The organism is Bradyrhizobium niftali, assembly GCF_004571025.1.
GTDB lineage: Bacteria > Pseudomonadota > Alphaproteobacteria > Rhizobiales > Xanthobacteraceae > Bradyrhizobium > Bradyrhizobium niftali.
This window is the reverse complement of sequence record NZ_SPQT01000023.1, coordinates 1-13,857: the sequence shown is the minus strand read 5'-3', so window position 1 is coordinate 13,857 and position 13,857 is coordinate 1. Positions and strand designations below refer to the sequence as shown.

Here is a 13,857-nt window from a genome sequence, read left to right as displayed (position 1 = left end):
GACGAGCGAACAATGATTGATCGGACGGATCTTTGGATATTGCCGGTTGCGGGAGCTTTGGGATGAACGGTGCGGAAAGCCTGGTGCGGACGATGGTCAAGGGTGGGGTCGACGTCTGCTTCACCAACCCGGGCACCTCCGAGATGCATTTTGTCGCAGCGCTCGACCGCGTGCCCGGAATGCGCTGCGTGCTCGGCCTGTTCGAGGGCGTGGTGACGGGCGCTGCCGACGGCTATTTCCGCATGAAGGGCACGCCGGCTTCGACCCTGCTGCATCTCGGTCCCGGCCTCGCCAACGGCCTTGCCAATCTGCACAATGCCAAGAAGGCCAATTCCGGCATCGTCAACATCGTCGGCCAGCACGCGGTCTACCATATCGGCTACAACGCGCCGCTGACCTCCGACATCGAGGGCCTTGCCCGGCCGATGTCGTCCTGGGTCCGCACCTCGCCGGATTCCAAGTCGGTTGCCGCCGACGGTGCCGCTGCGATTGCCGCCGCCAAAAGCGCGCCGCCGCAGGTCGCGACCCTGATCCTGCCCGCCGACACCGCCTGGAACGAAGCCGACGGCATCGCCGAGGTCCCGGCCGAGCAGCAGCGCGCCAGCTATTCGCCGCAGGCGGTCGAGCAGGCCGCAAAAATCCTGCACGGCGACGGCGAAGGCACGCTGCTGCTGATGACCGGCAGCGCGCTCTCCGAGCAGGGCCTGGCGCTGGCCGAGCGCATCGCGGCCAAGACCGGCTGCACCGTGATGGGCCCGACCTTCCGTCCCAAGATGGCGCGCGGCCGCGGCCGCTTCTCGATCGACCGCATCCACTACGTGATCGAGAACGCGCTGCCGATGCTGGCGAAGTTCCGCCATATCGTGCTGGTCGAGTCCGACGATCCCGTGGCGTTCTTCGCCTATCCGAACAAGCCAAGCGTACTGAGGCCCGAAGGCTGCGACGTCCATCGCATGACCTCCTGGGGCGAGAATTCGGTCGCGGCGCTGGAAGCGCTTGCGGGTGCCGTGAAGGCGAGCGCCAGGGACGTCAAGCCGCAGGCCGTGGCTGAGCTGGTCAAGCCGACCGGCGCGCTGACCCACGCGTCCATCGCGCAGTCGATCGCGTACGCGATCCCCGAGAACGCGATCCTGGTCGACGAGTCGCTGACCACCGGCCGCGCCTTCTTCCCGCCGACGGCGGCCGCCGCGCCGCACGACTGGCTGCAGAACATGGGCGGCTCGATCGGCTTCTCCACGCCGCTCTCGATCGGCGCCGCGATCGCCTGCCCGGACCGCAAGGTGATCACCATGGTCGGCGACGGCAGCGCGATGTACACGATCCAGTCGCTGTGGACGCAGGCGAGAGAGAATCTCAACATCGTCACCATCGTGTTCGCCAACCGCATCTACCAGATCCTGCGCGGCGAATTCGACAATGTCGGCGCCGGCGAGCCCGGCCAGCGCGCCAACGATATGCTGCGGCTCGACCGTCCGACGCTGGATTTCGTGGCGCTGGCGAAGGGCATGGGCGTGCCCGGCCGCGCTGTCACCAATGCCGACGAGTTCAACAAGGCACTCGCCGAAGCCGTCGCCGAGCCCGGCCCGCGGCTGATCGAAGTTCAGATGTAGGGTCTGGTTGGCCAAGTTCTCTCTCGGCGTCGTCCCGGCGAAGGCCGGGACCCATAACCCCAGGGAGAGATTTGGCGAAGATTCGGGGTCCGGTACGCGCACCGCGCGCACTCGATAGACCTCGCGGTATGGGTCCCGGCCTTCGCCGGGACGACACTGAGCTAAGCGCGCAATGGGCCGGGTGGCAAGATGCAGACCGAGCTGAACAAGGTGATCGCGGCGCTCCGGGACTTCTACGCCCACGAGGGATTCCTGTTCGAAAAGGATATCGGCGAGCGCGCGATCACGCATCGCTTCGCCGTGCATCTGGAGAAGCAGTTCTCGGGTTGGTCTGTCGATTGCAACTACGACCGGCTCGGCGAGCGCACGCTGCACCTGCCGCACGGCACCATCATCTCGACCGACGATCACCTGGACAAGTCGATCTACCCCGATGTCGTCGTGCATCAGCGCGAGATCCCGAACAATTTGCTTAGCGTCGAGATCCGCAAGGCGAGCAATCACACGCCGGTGACGCACGACCAGCACAAGCTGCGGGCGCTGACCGATCCGCATGTCTGGTTCGCCTGCTGGATCGGCGTTCTGCTGGTGCTGGACAAGCACCATGTGACGATGTCGGAGGTCTATGTCGGCGGCCTCGTGGATGAGCCGCTGTCGCGCTGGTTCGCAACGCGCCTCGCGGAGCTCGGCCTCGGAGCCGCACATTAGGGCGTGGACTTCTAACGTCGGATGTCGAGGACACAGAGTGATTGGAGCTTGCCCAACGGCCTCGGATGGTTCGTTTGCCGCTCCTACTCGATCGTTGCATTCACCGTCATGACCGATCTGCCTGACCCGTATGGACCCTTTCCTTCACCATAGATGGCGAACGTATCGTTGCCCTTGTAACCGGATGCCGCGGTGTACCTGAACGTCGTTACGTTGATCTGTCTGAGCGTCCCGTGCGCAGGCTTCTGCGAAACGCCCGAGCTAAGCATCGCTCCCGGAATTCGCATCGGGAAATTGCACGTTTCACCCGACCTGACGGCGAAGTAGGCCGTCATGTCGACGCCAAACGCGGACGGATGACCGGTGACCCGGCACTCGGAGGCGGCGAATGCCGTAACCGGCGTCAGGCTCAGGACAGCAGCGACAGCCAACATCCGCATGCTCGTCTCCCGTGACGATGAAGTGGCATCCGCGGCCATTGATCCCCGAAGCGTCGGGATGACCATTGATCTGCATCAACATGTCGACCTGTGTCGATCAGGCGATTGCCCAAGAAAATTGACTGACTTGCCCTTCAGCAGTCCACAAAGATTGAGGTGTACACTGGCCTCACGACCGCAGAAGCGCTCGGTCTCGAAGTGCAGCCAACATTGCTTACCCGCGCCGATCGAGATCGACCTTTGCTAGGGGACTTATCCCGCTTTCTGCTTCGCCCTCGACGGATGGCACAAGGTTCGCGGCGAGAAAGTCCACGAAGGCTCTGAGTTTGGGAGCGAGTTGCCGGCTCGACGGCCACAGGACCCGTAGTGGTCCCGAACGATCAGTGTAATCGTCGAGCACGGGGACGAGCAGACCTTCGCGAAGCTGGCGGTTGATGGCGAAGTCCGGCAGGTATGCGATGCCCATGCCCTGTTCGGCCATATAGATGAGCGGCTCAAGCGTACTCGCCACGACCGTCTTTGGCAGCTCGTTCTCGATGTCGGCATGCTCTCCCCGCAGCGGCCATCGCTCGAACCTTCGGCTGGTTGGAAACATGTGGCGCAGACAGGCATGAGCCTTAAGGTCGTCGGGGGTCTGAGGAACGCCTTTGGCCGCCAGATAGGCCGGCGATGCCACCAGGCGTCGTCGATACATGCCCAAAGCCCGGGACATCAAGCGCGTGTCGCCGGCGTCGGCGAAGCGCACGACGGCGTCGAAGCCTTCCTCGATCACATCGACGACCCGATCGCTGAAATCGAGATCCAATGTTACCTCCGGATATGCCCGCATGAACGCGACCAGAGTGGGCATCATCAGCATGCCGGCCAATGGCAGGGCGACACGCAGTGTGCCGCGCGGAGTTTCGTGCGTCTGCGACAGCTCAAGCTCGGCCGCTTCAATCTCAGCAAAGATGCGACGGCAACGCTCCAGAAACCGGGCACCTTCCGCGGTGAGCGTGATGCTGCGCGTACTGCGATGGAGAAGGCGCACGCCGAGCCGTTCCTCCATCCGCGCTACCGCCTTGCCGATCGCTGACGACGACACGCCAAGCTGCCGTCCCGCGACCGTGAAATTTCGGGCTTCCGCCGCCCGTACGAAGGCATTGAGCGACCCCAGACTGTCCATAGGCGATCCTCCATTTCGGACATTCTAGTCCGATATGTTTGGAATTGCGGCCCAATTTTCAAAGCGTTCAGGAGCGCTCATCTTCGGCCGAACGCTGCGGTCTCTTTCGCTTCACTGAAGAGATGGAGATGACGGGCGGTCCAGAGCAGAGGAGCCTCTGTTCAAAACCTCGCTTTTTCAAGGAGATAGTCATGTCATCGTCAGTCGTATTGATCACAGGGGCCCTCACTGGCATCGGCCGCGCTGCAGCAGTCGCGTTCGCAAAAGCAGGCCATCGCGTCGTTGTTTCCGGGAGAAAGCCGGATGCCGGGGAGGCCTTGGTCCGCGAACTCCGTGCGTCCGGTGCCGAGGCCGAGTTCGTCCAAGCCGACGTGCGCAAGGAAGACGATGTCCGTCGCCTTGTCGACCGCACGGTCGAGCGCTTCGGGCGTCTCGATGTCGCGGTGAACAATGCCGGCACCGAAGGCAAACCCGGCCCGATTACCGACCAGACCGCGGAAAGCTACGCCGCGACGTTCGACACCAATGTTCTCGGTGTGCTGCTGAGCATGAAGCACGAAGCCCGCGTCATGAAGGGACAGGGCAGCGGCAACATCATCAACATCTCCTCGACCTACGGGCATGAGGGCGCGGCTGGAGCGTCCATCTATGTCGGCAGCAAGCACGCCGTCGAAGGCATTACCAAGTCGGTGGCGCTCGAACTCGCAAAGTCGGGCGTCCGTGTGAACGCCGTGGCTCCCGGTCCGACCGACACCGGCATGTTGACCCGCTTCACCGGCACCCCCGAGAACAAGGCGGCTCTGGTGACGACCGTGCCGATGGCTCGCCTCGGCCTCTCGGAGGAGCTTGCCAATACGATCGTCTTCATCGCGTCGGAAGGAGCCTCATTCATCACCGGCCATGTCCTCCATGTCGATGGCGGCAAGAGCCACTGACTGTCGGGGCCTTCCATGACAAAACACAATCACCAGACCGCTCCCACGCGGTTCATCGAGGCCAACGGCATCCGCTTCGCCTATCGCCGCTTCGGCAGGGCAGGTGGCGTGCCGCTGGTCTTCAACCAGCATTTCCGCGGGACCATGGATTATTGGGACCCGGCCGTCACCGACGGTCTGGCCGGGAACCACGAGGTGATCCTCTTCAACAATGCGGGCGTATCGAGCAGTTCAGGCCGGGTCCCGACGAGCTTTCAGGAAATGGGTGCAAATGCGATCGCGTTCATCAAGGCACTCGGGCTTACCAAGGTCGACGTGCTCGGCTTTTCCATCGGCGGCATGGTCGCCCAGGAAATTGCAATCCAGGCTCCCGATCTTGTTCGCCGGCTCATTCTTGTCGGAACCGGGCCGCGTGGGGCTGACATGGCAACGAGCAGATCAGCAGAGATATTCGCCGCCACCTACGACTCGCCGGAGTATCTCTGGCTCGCCGTTCACTTCTCGCCGTCCCCTTCGAGCCAGGCGGCAGGCCTCGCCTTTCTGGAACGCAAGCTTTCGCGCGACGATCGCGATCCCGAGGTGAGCGGAGAAGCTGCATCCGCGCAGCGCGAAGCCATCGGCAAATACATTGCGCCGGCCGACCGCGTCTTCGACCATCTGAAAAATATCCGCCAGCCGACGCTGATCGTGCAGGGCAGTAACGATGTCATCATACCTACGGTGAACTCTTACATCCTGCAGCGAAACCTGCCGAATGCGCAGCTCATCCTTTATCCGGATGCAAATCACGGGTCGTTCTACCAGTACCCGGAACTCTTCGTGTCGCAAGCCGATCAGTTCCTCAGATCGTCACATCAAGGCGACGATGCGAACCTGCAACCCGCCGAGCGGCTACCATTCCCCTCCATCGTCTCGGAAGCAATTTAGCTGGCTGGGACACGGAGCCAGGTCATGGAAACGCCGCCCAAGACCCCGTTTCCAACTGAAAAAGGATGCAAATCATGGCAGACAAAGTGGTGAAGATTCCGGGGGCTGATCACCCGATTTCGATCGAGGTGAACCCGTCGCGCATCGTGGTCAAGATCGGCGGAAAGACCGTCGCAGACACAAGCGCTGCGCTAACGCTGCGCGAGGCGTCCTATCCGTCCGTTCAGTATATCCCCCGTCGGGACGTCGATATGACCGCGCTCACGCGGAGCGAACACACGTCGTACTGTCCCTACAAGGGCGACGCCTCCTATTACAGCATTCCGGTTGGAGGAGATCGTTCGGTCAATGCGGTGTGGACTTATGAGACGCCGTTTGAAGCGGTGGCGCAGGTCAAGGACTACGTCGCCTTCTACCCGGACCGGGTCGACGAGATAATTAACCGGTGAGAGCACGGAGCGGTCTGCTGATGTTCGGCAACAGCTTCGAAGATCGATCATGATAGCGACGGAGCGAAGGCGGCTAGCCTCACCGTGAGCGATGTGATGGAGAAAGTCACGACGACCAGTGCGAACAGGAACTAAGAACAGCCCAAGGATCGTAGCATTTATGGTGGTGGGGTGCTTGCGGATCGTCCGGTCCCGGCTCGTCAACGGCCTTGCCGATGATGATCTGGTCGTCCGTCAGCGGCGTCAGATTCATCACCCTGGCGACGGTCTGGCCCGAGGGCAGGCCGAGCCGCCAGCTGCGCTCGAGATTGCGCAACGCGAGCGACGACGGATTGGACGCGACTTCCGGCGGCAGCTTGCGCAGCGGGTCGACCAGCGACGCATCGATGCGGTAGGCGAACTGAAGCCGCCGCTTGTTGTCGGCATTGGTGTCGTCGTCCTCGACGCAATAAGGGCGCGTGTTGAGATCGATGAAGCGGCCCCAGTCCATGGCGCGCCCTGGACCCACGGCACGGAAGCCGGTCAGCGCATTGTGGTCGGGATCGTGGGAATCGGGGAAGATCTGCAACAGCATGTTGGCCGCATCGTTCAGCCGATAGCGGATGTATGAAGCGCCTTCCGGCAATGACCGCTTTTGACCCAGCTCGGACTCCGCCGAACGATTGCGTTGATTTACGCGGCGCGATCCTTGTCGGACTGTTCCTCGACTGCGGTCACGGTTTCTTCGAATCCCTTTTCGTAATTGCCCGCAAACCTTTCGATGCTGTCGGCCCACATCCTCAGCATTGAGACCTGAAAATGCATAATTGGCTTCAAGGCAATCATACCGATTTCTGTCGCTGCGGTTGTGCGCTTTTGGGCGTCGCGCGCGAGACGGTCTGAGTTAGAGGTGTTGTCTGCCATGGCTGCTTGCTCCTTCTGCTCTGGTGATTGAGCCCAAAGCTACCTGCCAGGTTGTGCACTACGTGATGCTAACCGCTCGGCCAAAGCCTGATCTGCCGCGAGTCTCGCACGTCGGTCGTCATGCAGTTCGTCCAGCTTTTTCAGGTAAGCGACCGCTGCTATTTGCAAGAGATCGAAATCATATTCGCCGGTACCGCGAAGATTGGTGACGTAGCGAAAGAGGGCGGAACGCCTGCTATCGTTCTCACTAATACCACTATGGAGCAGCAAGTAGTTCCGCCATGCGAACGCACATGCGCCTTCTATGGCCTGAGAAGTCATGGGCACCTCCCGAAGGTCAGAGAAAGACTGATGAGCCGTTTCGTTCCGCGAATTTCTCAGATGTAATGCTGTTCCGTAGGTGCGCTGCAAGGTGTTTCGCGAAGATGTCAGTGCTGCAGCCGTGGCGGTATGCACGTCATCGTGCGCTCTGTTGCGCCCAAAGCCGGCGATCTCCTTGTTGATTTTACCCCGAATGACACGTTCAAAGAACCCGCCGCTCGCGCGGCGTTTGGCTCGATGCGCGCTAGGACCTCAATCACCTCTCCTCGTCGGGGCAAGATGGCCATAAGGCCGCTCGCACGACACGAGCGGCCTTTGCACCATCTTCCGTCACGCGCTCAGTGCAGGGGATCGCCTTGGCCGAGCGCGTAGGCCACGAGATCCCTCAGCGCGAAGCCGGCGCCGGTCACCGGTGTCCATTGCGGGTCGAGCGACAGCACGGAGGAATGGTCGCCGAACATCATGCCCAGGAAGACCTCGGCCACGATGCGACCGCCGACGGGGCCGAGCTGCGGCGTGTTGATGGGGCCGGGCGCGCCGGTGGCCGGGATCGTGACGGCGGTCTGGAACTGCCGTGCCTCGGCCAGGATGTAGGCCCAGAGCGGGCAATTGCCGGCGAACACGCCGTTCGCGATCGAGGCGATCTGAACTTGCGGATCGTCCGGTCCCGGCTCGTCGACGGCCTTGCCGATGATGATCTGGTCGTCCGTCAGCGGCGTCAGATTCATCGCCCTGGCGACGGCCTGGCCCGAGGGCAGGCCGAGCCGCCAGCTGCGTTCGAGATTGCGCAGCGCGAGCGACGACGGATTGGACGCGACTTCCGGCGGCAGCTTGCGCAGCGGGTCGACCAGCGACGCATCGATGCGGTAGGCGAACTGAAGTCGCCTGCTGTTGTCGGCATTGGTGTCGTCGTCCTCGACGCCATAGGGGCGCGTGTCGAGATCGATGAAGCGGCCCCAGTCCATGGCGCGTCCCGGGCCCATGGCGCGGAAGCCGGTCAGCGCATTGTGGTCGGGATTGTGCGGATCGGGGAAGATCTGCAACAGCATGTTGGCCGCATCGTTCAGCCGATAGCCGGGGCGGATCATGGAGTGCCCGAGCCGGTAGGCCGCGACCGAGAACTCGACCGGCATGAAGGGGTAGGTCTTCCAGTGGTAGTGAGCGAGCTTGCTGCGGTCGTAGCGGCCCGCGGTCCTCAGCTCGTCCAGCACGCTGGCGTGGACGATGCGCGGCAGGAAGTCGTTCATGACGACGTATTGATAGTGGAAGCGGACGCGCTGCTGTACCTCCTCGAACGACAGGCTGTCGTTGTCGTCGACCATGCGGTTGTGAAAGCGCAGCATCAGGGCCTGGAACTGCGAGACGATGCTGTTCTCGTCGTTGCGGGGATCGCCGATCAGCGCACGGCCCTTGAAGCGCGGCAGGTCGCTGGCATCGGGCACGCCCGCGCCGGTCAGCTTCTCGCCGAGGCGGAACTTGATGCCGTCATACATGTAGGGCTGGTCGTTCGGACCGCGGCCGTAGAGATTGTCCAGATCGAGCGCCGGCGTGCGGAAGTCAACGAGCCCGTCGGGATCCTGCTGCTTGGTCAGCGAGCTGACCGGATCGAACGTGATGTCGTGGTCGATGAACTGGCCGAAATAGGTGTAGAGCGAAGGAATGCCGCTCTCCTCTGCGTCCGGTCCGTCCTTCGGCGCATCGAACGTGCCGACCATCTTGTCGGCCAGCGCCGAAAGGTTCGCGATGTTGTCGGCATCGTTGAGACCGAATTTTGCCGGTGTGAGCTTGCGAAACATGCGGCCGAAGCGGCCTTGCGAAAGCGGCGAGCGCGTTGCGTTCAGACCGCGCGGAACAATGCTGTGGCGGCTGCTCATGAGACCTCCCTGAAAAGTCACGATGGAAACAAGTCAAGCTGAAGTTGTTCGCGCTGGAATATGCAGGCTAGGCTAGATCGCACTCGCCAAAAGCGAGATAGATCACACTTGTCCGGCATCGGCGGTTCTTCAGAGGGAGGTGCTTTGCGAGCAAGCTGCGGCCGCACTTTGCAAATTTTTCCCGGAGCGATGACGGATAACATTCTCGTCATCGATCAGCGCAAGCGGCTTCGCGTCAGTTCGCCGGGCTGTCGGCGCGGCGGATCGTCTTCACGCGAAGACTGTGGCAGCGCGCGCGTCATGCGCGGGGACTTGCCCGACACTTTGTCGTGCTCGTCCTGGTGTCCGTAGTGGGCGCCGCGTTCGACATGCGTCTATGATGAGCCGCGGCGAGTCATGTGATCTCGGCCACAGTTCGAGGCCGGGTTCCGGCCTATCGTCGGCGGACTTGCACACGTTGCTCCCGGAGGCCTACGCTTTGCCGCATTCGGGTCAGTTATTTTGGAGGTTCTGATGCAAAGGTCATATTTGCTGGCTGCGACAGCAGCGCTGGCGCTTCTCATGCAAACACCGCTCGCGCTGGCGCAGAGCGCGCCGGCCGCCGGCGGGACCGCAGCACCTGCGGCCACGACCGCCGCACCGGCCACAACGACGACAACGCCGAGCGCGACCACCGACACGTCAGGCCAGCCGTCCGACTCCAAGAAGAGCGCATCGAAGAAGCCGGCGAAGAAGAAGATGACGCGGCAGCAGGAGATCGATCATTCGGTCGACACCGGCACGGTGCCCGCGCGCTATCGCAGTTCCGTGCCCAAGCAGTACCAGCAATATATTCCGTTCGAGAAGCAGTGACGAATCGCACGGCGGCGCGGCGCGATTGGACGTCGCGCCGCCGTGCGATACGGAGGCGGCCCTGGCCAAGCGGGAGGCCGACTACAGATACGTTGTGGCGGTCTGCCGGAGCAGTGCTAGAGTAGGGCGAAGCCGGGGGAAGTGATGAGCGACGACGTGAAGGATGCTGGCCTTGTGGCCATGATCAGCAGCATCCTGGGAGGCGGCAAGCGCGCAGACATCGTCGCACCGCCGCCGCTCACCGAGGGTCCACCAACAGCGCCGACGAATGCATTTGACCCGGTCGAGGCGCCCATCCCCGCTGCGGCACCAGTCAAGCCGGACGATCATGCCTCCGATGCCGCGCCGGCAGTCACCAAGCCGGTCGAACCGCCCGCGAAGATCGCCACGACACCGGATGGCAAGCAATTGCTGCCCGCGGAAGCGATTGCCGATCTCGTGCTCGGCGAGTTGCGCAAGCTGGATGACTTTCCAGCGTCCGGCGTCTCGGTCACGGTCTATGGCTACCGGCATTGGAACGCGATGATCACCTTCGCGCCGTTCTCGACCACGTTCCAGAACGCGACGCGGTTCCGCCAGGCCATGCCGGACCTCGTCTTCAAGCTGCGCCGTTTCGTCCAACTTGAGATATAGTCCGGGCAATCGCCGGTGCGGAGCGGACGCGCCGCCGTTGGCCAAGACAGTTCGACAGGATCTACGAATTGAGCGTTGCCTTTACCAAGGAAGAAAGCGCCGAGACGGCGTCCGAGACGTTGTTGCCGGATCGGCCGATCTCGCCTCATCCGAACCTCGTGACCGAAGCCGGCCTGCAGGCATTGCAGACCCAGCTTCAACAGGCGCGCGAGGCCTATGAGGCCGCGCAAGCCATCGACGACATCAACGAGAAGCGCCGGCAGTCCGCGGTCCCCCTGCGCGATGCCCGCTATCTGACGGAAAGGCTGCGCACCGCCCAGGTCGTTCCTACCCCAGTGTCGACCGAAACCGTCGCCTTCGGCAGCACGGTGACCTTCAGCCGCCCTGACGGCCGCGTGCAGACCTATCGCATCGTCGGCGAGGACGAGGCCGACCCGAAGGCCGGCTCGATCTCGTTCGTCTCGCCGGTCGCAAGGTCGCTGATGGGAAAGGCGGTGGGCGACGTCGTGGGGTCGGGGACGCAGGAGATCGAGATTTTGTCGATCGCGTAGGGGGCGCAGGTGAGGCGAGGAATGCTATCGACAGGAGCAAGCCCATTCGCCTAAAGCATGATCCATGCGTCTTCCTTGTCTTGTCCTGATATCGATGGTCTCCGCCGTGCCCGCGCAACAAAGCCCGATGGTTGGATGAGACGGTTTCTGTCGGGGGCGTTGCCGTTTTATGCGCTGGCCGGATTGGCCATGTGCATGTACCTCGTCCTCTACAAGACTGACCTCTTCGACTTGAACGCCATCGTCCATGGCGCGACCGGTTCGTCATGGTTTCTGGTCTTCATGTTCATCTGCGTGCTCCTGGAATCGGTCTTCCCGTATTTCGGCTATTTTCCCGGAACCGCCCTCATCCTGATGTCCGCGGCGCTCAATCCGAAGCCTGCGGATCTCTCCGTTTTCATCGTGGCCTGGCTGGCCATCATTGCGGGCGCCGTCTTGAGTTACGGGCAGGCTCGTTTCTTCAGACCGCTGTTGCAGCGGGTTGCCTCAAGAGCGGCGCTGAACCGGTGTGAGTCCCTCCTCGACGCCTACGGTCCTTACGCGCGCGTCGCCCTGTTCGTTCATCCCAACGCTTGCGCGATGTATTTCACCGCACTCGGACTTCTCGGCCGAAACCTGACGCGAGAGCTCGCCTATCTCAGCGTGGGTGCAGCAGCCTCCGTGGGCATTCTGTTCGTCGTCGTGACCAGACTCGTGTCGTCGGTAGGCACCACCGATGATGGCGAATTGCAGGTGCTGCTGGCGGCAGCGCTGGTGGCGATCGGAACGCTGGCCGGTCTCTACGCGGCCTTGCGACCGGAGCGGGCCGCTTAGGGCTTGCGGTGGCGTGCGCGTCAACCGGCGCGGTCTCACCCCTTGCTCCGTAATTGCGAGCGCAGCGAAGCAATCCAGAGTCTTTCCGCGGAGGGATTCTGGATTGCTACGCTGCGCGCGCAATGACGGGCTCAGGAACTAACTCCTCGGATGCTCCCATCATGCCCGTGTCTTGCCCGACGGAGCAAGCGGATTCGGGAAATGCGTAACCCATTGATCCGACTGACGTCGGCTACTGTGCATGGGGTTGTTTTCCGATTTTTTGACGAAACGGGTAACGAAAGCCGTCCGGCGTCGATACCCGGTGGCATGGGGCTTCTGTCGTTGATAAAGTTGAGGTCCCCGCCTATTCCATGCGCCCGCGCCTATGGAGGTGTTACGCCTAGGTCTTAACTCCTTGCGGACGCTCCCCATCAGAACGGCTCTGGCCCAAGCCGCCGCAAGGTTTGAATGTTCAGCCTCGACCGAACGAAGAACGATAGCTCCGCGTTGCTGGATCTCCTCCGCGCACTGGCGGCCCAAATGGTTTGCGTCGGGCATACCTGGAATTTGACCTTCGCGTCCTTCGGCGGAGCGCAGCAGACGTTAGTCCCCGATATCGGCGTACTCCTGTTTTTCGTGCTGTCGGGCTTCGTCATCGCCTTCACGCTTCACGATCGCACCAAGGCCGACGACTATTCACTTCTGAACTACGTCGTCGAACGCTTCGCCCGGATCTACTGCGCTTACGCGCCGGCACTCGTCGTGATCGCTGCGCTGGACTATGTCGCCGTCGCCCTCGGCATTGCCTGGTTCCAACTCGACAGCACGGCGAGTTTCTTGAGAAACTTGCTGATGCTGCAGGGGTATCCCGGCGCATTGGGCGGAGGCGCGTTCGGTTCGGCGGGCCAGCTCAATACGATCGCGATCGAGTTTCATATCTACTTCTTCGTTGGCGGACTGTTCTTCTTCTGCAAGGGCCGCAACCAGATCGCTGGCCTGGTGCTGGCAATCGCCGCCGCCGCCGCCCCTTTATTCCATTTTGCGGAGAGGACTAACGCCTCCCATAGCCTTTTCGTGCTCTGGCTGCTCGGCTTCGGCGGATACTTCGTCGCAATCAGCATGAAGATGAACCGGATGACGACAGTCGCCTGCGCCATCCTTTCCGTCCTGTTGTTTTGGCAATGGCGCGTCGCTCATGTGCGCGGCGACGAGGCTGCGCTCGCTGCACAGCCCTATTTTGCGTTGTGGTTTGTGAGCATCGTGATCGCTGCGCAAGGGCAGCAATGGCTCTTACGGCTTCAGCCTGTCATCGGGTTCTTCGCCAACTATTCCTATAGCCTGTATCTCATCCACTTCACGATCGTGAAGATCATCGCATGGCTCATGCCATCATCGCTAATGGGATGGTCCGGCCGTGCTCCTGCCCCGCCAGCGATAAGCTGGCCAGGGGCGCCAAGACAAGGAGCACGCCATGTCCCAGACACCCAATACCGCGATCGCCGTGATCGGCATCGATATCGGCAAAAACTCGTTCCATGTCGTGGGCCACGATACGCGCGGCGCCATCGTGCTGCGGCAAAAGTGGTCGCGTGGCCAAGTGGAGGCGCGGCTCGCCAATATGCCGCCTTGCCTGATCGGCATGGAAGCCTGCGTCGGCGCACATCATTTGAGCCGCAAACTCGCATCGCTTGGTC

At 62.2% G+C, this 13,857-nt stretch carries 15 protein-coding genes and 2 pseudogenes; 11 read left to right on the top strand and 6 right to left on the bottom strand.

The annotated features are described in order from the left end of the window. Positions 1 to 62 precede the first annotated feature (62 nt). Together E4K65_RS31825 and E4K65_RS31820 are read left to right on the top strand one after the other, a co-directional pair. Positions 63 to 1,610, top strand: coding sequence for an acetolactate synthase large subunit (locus tag E4K65_RS31825; protein ID WP_135177491.1), 1,548 nt, complete (start codon positions 63 to 65; stop codon positions 1,608 to 1,610). A gap of 189 nt (positions 1,611 to 1,799) precedes the next feature. Next, positions 1,800 to 2,318, top strand: a complete 519-nt coding sequence (locus E4K65_RS31820; protein WP_135177490.1) for a hypothetical protein — start codon at positions 1,800 to 1,802, stop codon at positions 2,316 to 2,318. A gap of 83 nt (positions 2,319 to 2,401) precedes the next feature. On the opposite strand, the gene E4K65_RS31815 is transcribed toward E4K65_RS31820, so the two are convergent. Continuing rightward, positions 2,402 to 2,758, bottom strand: a complete 357-nt coding sequence (locus E4K65_RS31815) for a hypothetical protein (RefSeq protein WP_235885800.1) — start codon at positions 2,756 to 2,758, stop codon at positions 2,402 to 2,404. A 214-nt stretch (positions 2,759 to 2,972) separates the two neighbouring features. Then, on the bottom strand, positions 2,973 to 3,923 hold the full coding sequence (locus E4K65_RS31810; protein WP_135177489.1) for a LysR family transcriptional regulator: 951 nt from the start codon (positions 3,921 to 3,923) through the stop codon (positions 2,973 to 2,975). 191 nt (positions 3,924 to 4,114) lie between these two features. Here E4K65_RS31810 and E4K65_RS31805 point away from each other — a divergent pair, with 191 nt between their 5' ends. The 3 genes from E4K65_RS31805 to E4K65_RS31795 all read left to right on the top strand — a co-directional run bounded on the left by E4K65_RS31805 (position 4,115) and on the right by E4K65_RS31795 (position 6,234). Next, on the top strand, positions 4,115 to 4,858 hold the full coding sequence (locus E4K65_RS31805; RefSeq protein WP_135177488.1) for an SDR family NAD(P)-dependent oxidoreductase: 744 nt from the start codon (positions 4,115 to 4,117) through the stop codon (positions 4,856 to 4,858). 15 nt (positions 4,859 to 4,873) lie between these two features. Continuing rightward, complete coding sequence (locus E4K65_RS31800) at positions 4,874 to 5,785, top strand: alpha/beta fold hydrolase (RefSeq protein ID WP_135177487.1); 912 nt, start codon at positions 4,874 to 4,876, stop codon at positions 5,783 to 5,785. A gap of 74 nt (positions 5,786 to 5,859) precedes the next feature. Further along, positions 5,860 to 6,234: a DUF427 domain-containing protein gene (locus tag E4K65_RS31795; RefSeq protein WP_135177486.1), complete on the top strand. Its 375-nt coding sequence runs from the start codon at positions 5,860 to 5,862 to the stop codon at positions 6,232 to 6,234. 106 nt (positions 6,235 to 6,340) lie between these two features. On the opposite strand, the gene E4K65_RS31790 is transcribed toward E4K65_RS31795, so the two are convergent. The 4 genes from E4K65_RS31790 to E4K65_RS31775 all read right to left on the bottom strand — a co-directional run bounded on the left by E4K65_RS31790 (position 6,341) and on the right by E4K65_RS31775 (position 9,332). Further along, positions 6,341 to 6,808, bottom strand: coding sequence for a peroxidase family protein (locus tag E4K65_RS31790; RefSeq protein ID WP_235885798.1), 468 nt, complete (start codon positions 6,806 to 6,808; stop codon positions 6,341 to 6,343). A gap of 98 nt (positions 6,809 to 6,906) precedes the next feature. Continuing rightward, a complete protein-coding gene (locus E4K65_RS31785; RefSeq protein ID WP_135177485.1) occupies positions 6,907 to 7,137 on the bottom strand; it encodes a hypothetical protein in 231 nt (76 codons plus the stop codon). 39 nt (positions 7,138 to 7,176) lie between these two features. Further along, entirely contained in the window at positions 7,177 to 7,458 is a 282-nt protein-coding gene (locus E4K65_RS31780; protein ID WP_135177484.1) for a hypothetical protein, read from the bottom strand. A gap of 338 nt (positions 7,459 to 7,796) precedes the next feature. Beyond that, entirely contained in the window at positions 7,797 to 9,332 is a 1,536-nt protein-coding gene (locus E4K65_RS31775) for a peroxidase family protein (protein WP_135177483.1), read from the bottom strand. Between the two features lie 513 nt (positions 9,333 to 9,845). On the opposite strand from E4K65_RS31775, the gene E4K65_RS31770 reads away from it, so the two are divergent. The 6 genes and pseudogenes from E4K65_RS31770 to E4K65_RS31745 all read left to right on the top strand — a co-directional run. Next, on the top strand, positions 9,846 to 10,184 hold the full coding sequence (locus E4K65_RS31770; RefSeq protein ID WP_135177482.1) for a hypothetical protein: 339 nt from the start codon (positions 9,846 to 9,848) through the stop codon (positions 10,182 to 10,184). Positions 10,185 to 10,328: 144 nt separating this feature from the next. Then, positions 10,329 to 10,817: a hypothetical protein gene (locus E4K65_RS31765; protein WP_135177481.1), complete on the top strand. Its 489-nt coding sequence runs from the start codon at positions 10,329 to 10,331 to the stop codon at positions 10,815 to 10,817. Positions 10,818 to 10,885: 68 nt separating this feature from the next. After that, positions 10,886 to 11,368 (top strand): transcription elongation factor GreA, encoded by a 483-nt coding sequence (greA, locus tag E4K65_RS31760; RefSeq protein ID WP_135177480.1) that lies wholly within the window; start codon positions 10,886 to 10,888, stop codon positions 11,366 to 11,368. A 135-nt stretch (positions 11,369 to 11,503) separates the two neighbouring features. After that, entirely contained in the window at positions 11,504 to 12,181 is a 678-nt protein-coding gene (locus E4K65_RS31755; protein ID WP_135177479.1) for a hypothetical protein, read from the top strand. Between the two features lie 450 nt (positions 12,182 to 12,631). Then, positions 12,632 to 13,480: pseudogene (locus E4K65_RS48910) on the top strand (acyltransferase family protein); the annotation flags it as partial. Between the two features lie 154 nt (positions 13,481 to 13,634). Continuing rightward, positions 13,635 to 13,857 (top strand): annotated as a pseudogene (locus E4K65_RS31745) (IS110 family transposase); the annotation flags it as partial.